At 39.7% G+C, this 6,000-nt stretch carries 5 protein-coding genes; all 5 read right to left on the bottom strand.

Annotation, left to right across the window (positions count from 1 at the left end; genetic code table 11):
• A partial coding sequence (locus tag A9G47_RS03365) for an IS3 family transposase (protein WP_141674803.1) occupies positions 1-444 on the bottom strand: 444 nt, incomplete at its 3' end.
• On the bottom strand, positions 444-701 hold the full coding sequence (locus A9G47_RS03360; RefSeq protein WP_034909955.1) for a transposase: 258 nt from the start codon (positions 699-701) through the stop codon (positions 444-446). The genes A9G47_RS03360 and A9G47_RS03365, both read right to left, overlap by 1 nt.
• Positions 702-754: 53 nt before the next feature.
• Positions 755-3,910, bottom strand: coding sequence for a DUF6531 domain-containing protein (locus A9G47_RS03355; protein WP_065642163.1), 3,156 nt, complete (start codon positions 3,908-3,910; stop codon positions 755-757).
• Between the two features lie 17 nt (positions 3,911-3,927).
• Entirely contained in the window at positions 3,928-4,926 is a 999-nt protein-coding gene (locus tag A9G47_RS03350; protein ID WP_065642162.1) for a hypothetical protein, read from the bottom strand.
• A gap of 9 nt (positions 4,927-4,935) precedes the next feature.
• Complete coding sequence (locus tag A9G47_RS03345; protein ID WP_065642161.1) at positions 4,936-5,655, bottom strand: DUF4123 domain-containing protein; 720 nt, start codon at positions 5,653-5,655, stop codon at positions 4,936-4,938.
• Positions 5,656-6,000 lie beyond the last annotated feature (345 nt).

Below are 6,000 nucleotides of genomic sequence, written 5' to 3'. Positions count from 1 at the left end.
TAACGCCTCACGATTAAAGTCATCGATGACATTGAATGTCCTAAAGCGACGTTGATTACGACTACTGTCACTCATAAAATCCATTGACCAACATTCACCTTGTTTATTGGGAACCGATAACTTTTCTGGCTCCCGAGGTGGAATTCGTTGTTTACGTTTTGTTTTAAGATTAAGCTTTAGCTCACAATACACCCGATATACCCGTTTATGATTCCATTGATAGCCGAGCTTTCTGATACGATTAAAACATTTAGGAAAGCCCCAGCGTAAATGCCGGTCTGTGATAGCATTCAATACCGAAATAATCACTGAATCATCCTGTAACTTAGGTTGATAATAGTAAGCACAACGGCTTAAACCAACAATGGCACAACTCATAGCAATAGTAACTGAATGATTTTGTTGTAGTTGCTGTGCCCACGTTTTACGTGCCCCAGTTGGCACTAAAGCTTTTTTATAATTTCTTCCTGAAGCTGAGATTTTAAGCTCAGTTCGGCAAACATCTGTTTAAGCTTGCGGTTTTCCGCTTCGAGTTCTTTTAGACGTTTGATATCCGACGTTTCCATTCCGCCGTATTTTTCTCGCCATTTATAGAAAGTTGAATTACCCATGCCATATTTACGGCACAGTTCTTTAACGGGAATACCCGCTTCAGCTTCTTTTAAAATAGCGACGATTTGATGTTCAGTCATTTTTTTCATCATTAAATCCTCTTTTACTTTTATCATAGAGAATTTTCTACTTTTTTGCTGTACTATTTTAGGGGATAGTTACAGTAAGAGTCTAGCTCGTAAAGGTAGCTTTGCCAGTGTTTATCGTTATCGGTCTCGGCAATAAGTTTACTACCTTGCCAGATAAACTCGGTAGTTTTACCATCTACGGTTTTACTGGTACGACGGTTAAAGGCATCATAAGTATAGGTGATGATAAGCCCCGTTGGTTTAATCACTTTGATTAACCGGTGCCGGCAGTCGTACTCATAGTGGGTAACTAGACTGTGGTTTTTTCCACGTTTTTCCGCAATTAGGTTACCAAAGCGGTCATACTCAAAGTGTTTATCACTAAAAAAGGTTAACCGGTTGCCTTTGGCGATATTGGCATGAAAAGGTGTAGGGGCTAGTGCTTGGGTTTCACTGATTTTATTGCCCGTTGGGTCGTAATCAAACTGCTCGACTTTTTCAGCATGATGCTGTTCGGGATTGACCTCAGGGTAAGTCACTGTGTGTAACTGACCGGCGTTATCATAACAATAACGGCGTGGCTGATGTCCGGTGATTTCGGCAAGCTGTCCGTTAGGATTGTAGTGATATTGCTGTTGCCAAATTGGCGTTGGTGAGGTCTGGGTGCTAATATCATAACCATGATAACGTTGATGGGCAATAAGTTGCCCTAGTGGGTCATATTGGTAACGGTTAACCAGCCCATTACCCTGACGACGCTCACACTCTCGCCCTTGTTTATCCCAACGAAAAGCGGCTAATGGCTGGTGGTCGAGTGTCATCCCCAGTAGCTGACCCTGATTGTAATGATATTCTAACCATTGCCCATCGGGCAGTTTTGTGCCATTGAGTAAGCCGGTGTTTTCATCGTAGCGATGACGGATAGTCGCCCAGTTTTGGTGTTCGGCTGTGAGTTGATTACTTTTGTTATATTCCCAACCTAACACATTCTCGTTATCTTTTACCGCTATCAAGCGACCGATAGTATCATATTCATAGTGCTCAATATTTCCATCCGGCAATATTTTTTGAATTAATCGCCCAAGGCTGTCACGCTCATATCGGGTAATAAATGGCTCAGATTGATGTTCATCTCCATATTCACAACGGGCAATAAGTTGGTTGTTTTTATTATAATGGTACGTGGTTTTTATATTATCAAAACCAATTTCTTCACTTAATAATCCATCAGCTGTGTAACGAAATTGATAGTGCTCCCCTTTTTGATTGGTGATTTGGCTAATCTGTAAATGCCCATTATCGTATTGGAAAGCCAGTTTTTCACCATTAGGTTGGTGTAATTGAGTGAGTAGGTGTAACGGCGCGGCGTAATCATATTGGGTGATTTTGCCCATTTCATCTTTAAACCAAATCACTTTACCATAAGCATTATACCGATACTCACGGGTGGTGTTATTGGGTAAGATAATTTGGGTAATTCGATTTAACGCATCATAACGATAGTGTGTGGTACTGCCGTTTTGTTGTTTTTCCCATTCTAAGCGACCAATAGCATCATAGCCAAATTGGCGTAAACCTTGAATTGAAGAGTTATCCTCTAATAATTCCCCTTGCTCTGACCAAACTAAACGTTGGTGACTCTGGTCAGGATATTGAATAAAAATGGGCTTACCTTGAGCATTATATTGATATACCGTGCTGCGCTCTTGAGGGTCGATTAGCTCCAGTAAGTTCCCTTGGCTATCACGCCGAAAACGCCATTGTTGGTAAGTCTCTTTATCACCCTGAATGAGGGTATAAATTTCCCCATGCAAGTAGTCATAATGAACACTATGCCCATCGGGATAAGTGATGGTATCTAACGCGCCAGTGATGGGAGAATAATCATAATAGGTAATATGACCTTCACCATCAATTTCAGCTGTCAGTTGCCCTTTATCATTATATTCGTAGCTTTGTACATGACCCGCCGCAGATATTTTTTGGATTAATTTACCATGGGTATTATGCTTATAATAACTTTTACTGCCATCTTGGTGGATTATCGTGACACTGTTTTCTTCATCATTCCATTGATACTGACTATCCAATTGAGGAAAGTTCGCCCACTGCCGTAAACAGCGTGCCTGCTTACCTTCATTTTGCCATGCCCAATAAAAGGTTGCCCCACCCGCCATGACCCGTGATTGAATAACATGCTTATCATCATAAGTATAGTGCTCGGTCTCATTTGCGGCATTCGTCACCTCAACAAGTTGGTGAAGCGTGTTATAAGTGTACTTTGCTAGCACCGAAACACGCTGCCACTCTTGTGCGACTCGGGTGTGTAATTCAACTTGTTGGATTAAATTTATATTAGTCGGCGGGGTGCTTGGGTTATTTTCATTAGTCGCTGCGTCTATTTCATTTTCATAAATAAAGACTAACTTGCGCGTTGGTTGCTCTGCGGGTGATAAAATGGCAGAAGGTAGCCGATTGGCGTTATAAATAACCTTAATGGCATTGTTATGCTTGTCTATAATGCGTTTCAAACAAGCCGTTGTCCCCTCTTTTGCACGTTTAAACACTAAAAATGGTTGATTAGATTGAACAATGATAAACTCATTATCTTGTTCACCTTGGCACAACATGGCTTCTGATAAACTATTTAATCTCTGTGTGTATTTTTCGGTTGGATAGGGAAAGCTAACTTGGCGATTTTCATGGTCTAACCATGTGATGCTATCGTTGTTAAATACCAAATGTTGACTTAAAAAGTGCGACCAGCCATAGCCCAATCCTTGCTGTAATTCAACAGCACTGGTACGATAAAAACGTTGCCAAATAAAAGGCACGATACCCGTTAAGTGACCATCTTCAACCGATAATAGCTCTTCGCCAGTTAATAACGATATGGGGTCACCATCATGAGGCGTCTGTTTATCTGACGAAACCGCCTGCCCTTTGGCATTTTTACCGGCCTCTGGGGTGTCGGTGATATGTGACGATGCATTTTCTATTTTTGTCTGTGGATTCCCCCCCGATGAAGCAACGCTGCCATGTTCAGTTACACCCGTTGCAGTGCTATGGGTTGTTGCCGTTTTGTGTGCATTAACATCCACGCCACCACTGTGAATTATTTCATGGTTATCTTTGACATGTTTTTTACATGCTTGCTTAGCGATGTCGGTTAACTTTTCTAGCGCTTCGATAAGCTCTTTAGTTGATGTGCTTGCTACCTTTTTTTTCATTATTATAATCCTTCTTATTAAGCAAAGTTCATTGCTATATCAAATCCTTTTTTTAGAACTGCGCCCGGTAAAATAATAGCAATAATCACTTCGGTTAATACTTGCCCTACAATTTTGGCACTAAAGTTAACTAATTGTTGGGGGGTTAACAATTTGAAAAGACACCAAGTTGCATTAAAAAAGATAAATAGCATGGCTTCATCTTTAAGCATCATTAGCATATCGCCTATTTCATCTTTATGTTCATCATACATTTGAATTAACTTTTCAGCGCCATCACCGATAAGTTGTTTCAGTTTTTTTGCATTTTCTAAAGGATGGCAAAATATATCAAATAATTTACACACTAAATTCCAAATGTCTTTTAACGTCGTCCAGATACCATCAGCAAACTCTTTACATGCCTCGACCCAATCTATTGATGCACCATTAGCAATATAAGCTTCCCATTCTTGCTTTTGCCGATTATTCCAGTTTTTTTCTAACCAATCTGCACATTGACTGATTAAACCATCATAAGAAGCATAGAGCTTGTCTAAATCTTTTTTTGTAAGATTGGGATAAAACATAATTTTATATTTTTGATTTGGCTTTAATTTTAAGACAGCTTTACCATTATCATCTAATTTACCTTCGCTGACGTAATTATCACTATCCCATATATAACCTGATTCCACCTCATATACCCGGTATTTGGTTTTCGGGATTGGAATGGTTTTACCTGCGGTTTGAAACGTATGTATGATAACCAGCTCGCCGCTTAATGGGCAGGTGGTCACCCCATCCATTCGTGCACGACTTTGGACATTTTGAACTATTTCCATATCACCCACCTTAATTTGCTGATCCATATCAAAAAAGCGTCCGATAAATCTAGTATCGGTTAGTGATTTGTAGTCATTAAGGCAATTTTTAAAATCAGTAATAACCTCATTTATGACTTTATTGGCTTCTGCTTGTACATCGGGTGTGATAACAGGCTCAGATAAGGGGGGAGCAATGATGTCCTCTGTCATTTTGTTATCCTATGATTGAAGTTGTTGTAAAATGAAATTCCAAACGTCACTTTTACCCTGATTACATTGTAATAAACGTTTAACTTTTCTCTCTAAAATATCATGTCGATAGGCCCAATATATTGTCGGATAACTTTCTTGTAACGTTTGTAAGATATTCTCTAATAGCAGATCCTCTTTATCGGTTACCAATTTTTTTATTAATGATTCTGGCACCTGCCACCAAGGCGAAGTTTGTACCGCTTGCTCAACCGGTACATGCACCACATGTGATTGGTGATTAATCCAGTAAAAAGCAAAAGCAGGCAGCACGTCTTGCCAGCTATCGGTAAAATAATCAAGCATGATTGACAAATATTCACCATCCCAATAGCGAAAAAACACTGTTTCACCATCGGGCATAATCGCCTGGGTTAAGCTCCGTAAATGAGCGCAGATGTCTGCAAAGGGTAAATGAGAGCGTGCCAGCCAACCCCAGTCTTTGTGCTCAGTGTTATTAATCCAATCTAAAAAGGGACTATGCTCATCAAGTCTCACTAGCATGGGCATAACAGAAAACCAGTGCTCGTAAGGCGTGCCACTATAAAGACCATAGGGCGTTTGTGAGCCATCAGTGATATAGTAGTTTTTAACCGCTTGCGCATCGCTGACATTAGAAAGTACGGCATACAAAGGCATGGCAGAGGTAGCGGTAATCGTGCGCCATTGAGACAGTGGCATAGCTAACATAATCTGCCCCTTGCATTGCACAATAAAACCCGTACGGCTAAAAATCCGTTTAACTTATAAAAGAAAAAAAAGGATATTGAATAAAGCGATTGATGATTAAAGCAATACGACTAACAGCGCGCTCCATGATATTTACCTAAATTCCTTTAGAAAGTATTAAGAAACCGAAAATTAAAGGTATATTTTTTAAGATAAGGTTATTTTTTATTCTATGCAACCTTTTTTTAGTCTATTTTTGTTATTTTTTACTTATTTTGAAAAATCAATACATATGTATCAGGTTGTTACGCTTGGCGTAAATGTGTAAATACCCCCTCAAACTTAGCACACAACTGACGTAGAAAA

The sequence above is a fragment of the Gilliamella sp. WF3-4 genome (assembly GCF_001690275.1).
Lineage (GTDB): Bacteria > Pseudomonadota > Gammaproteobacteria > Enterobacterales > Orbaceae > Gilliamella > Gilliamella apicola_C.
Note: the sequence above shows the minus strand (reverse complement) of the source record. Positions and strands in the feature narration are given on the sequence as shown.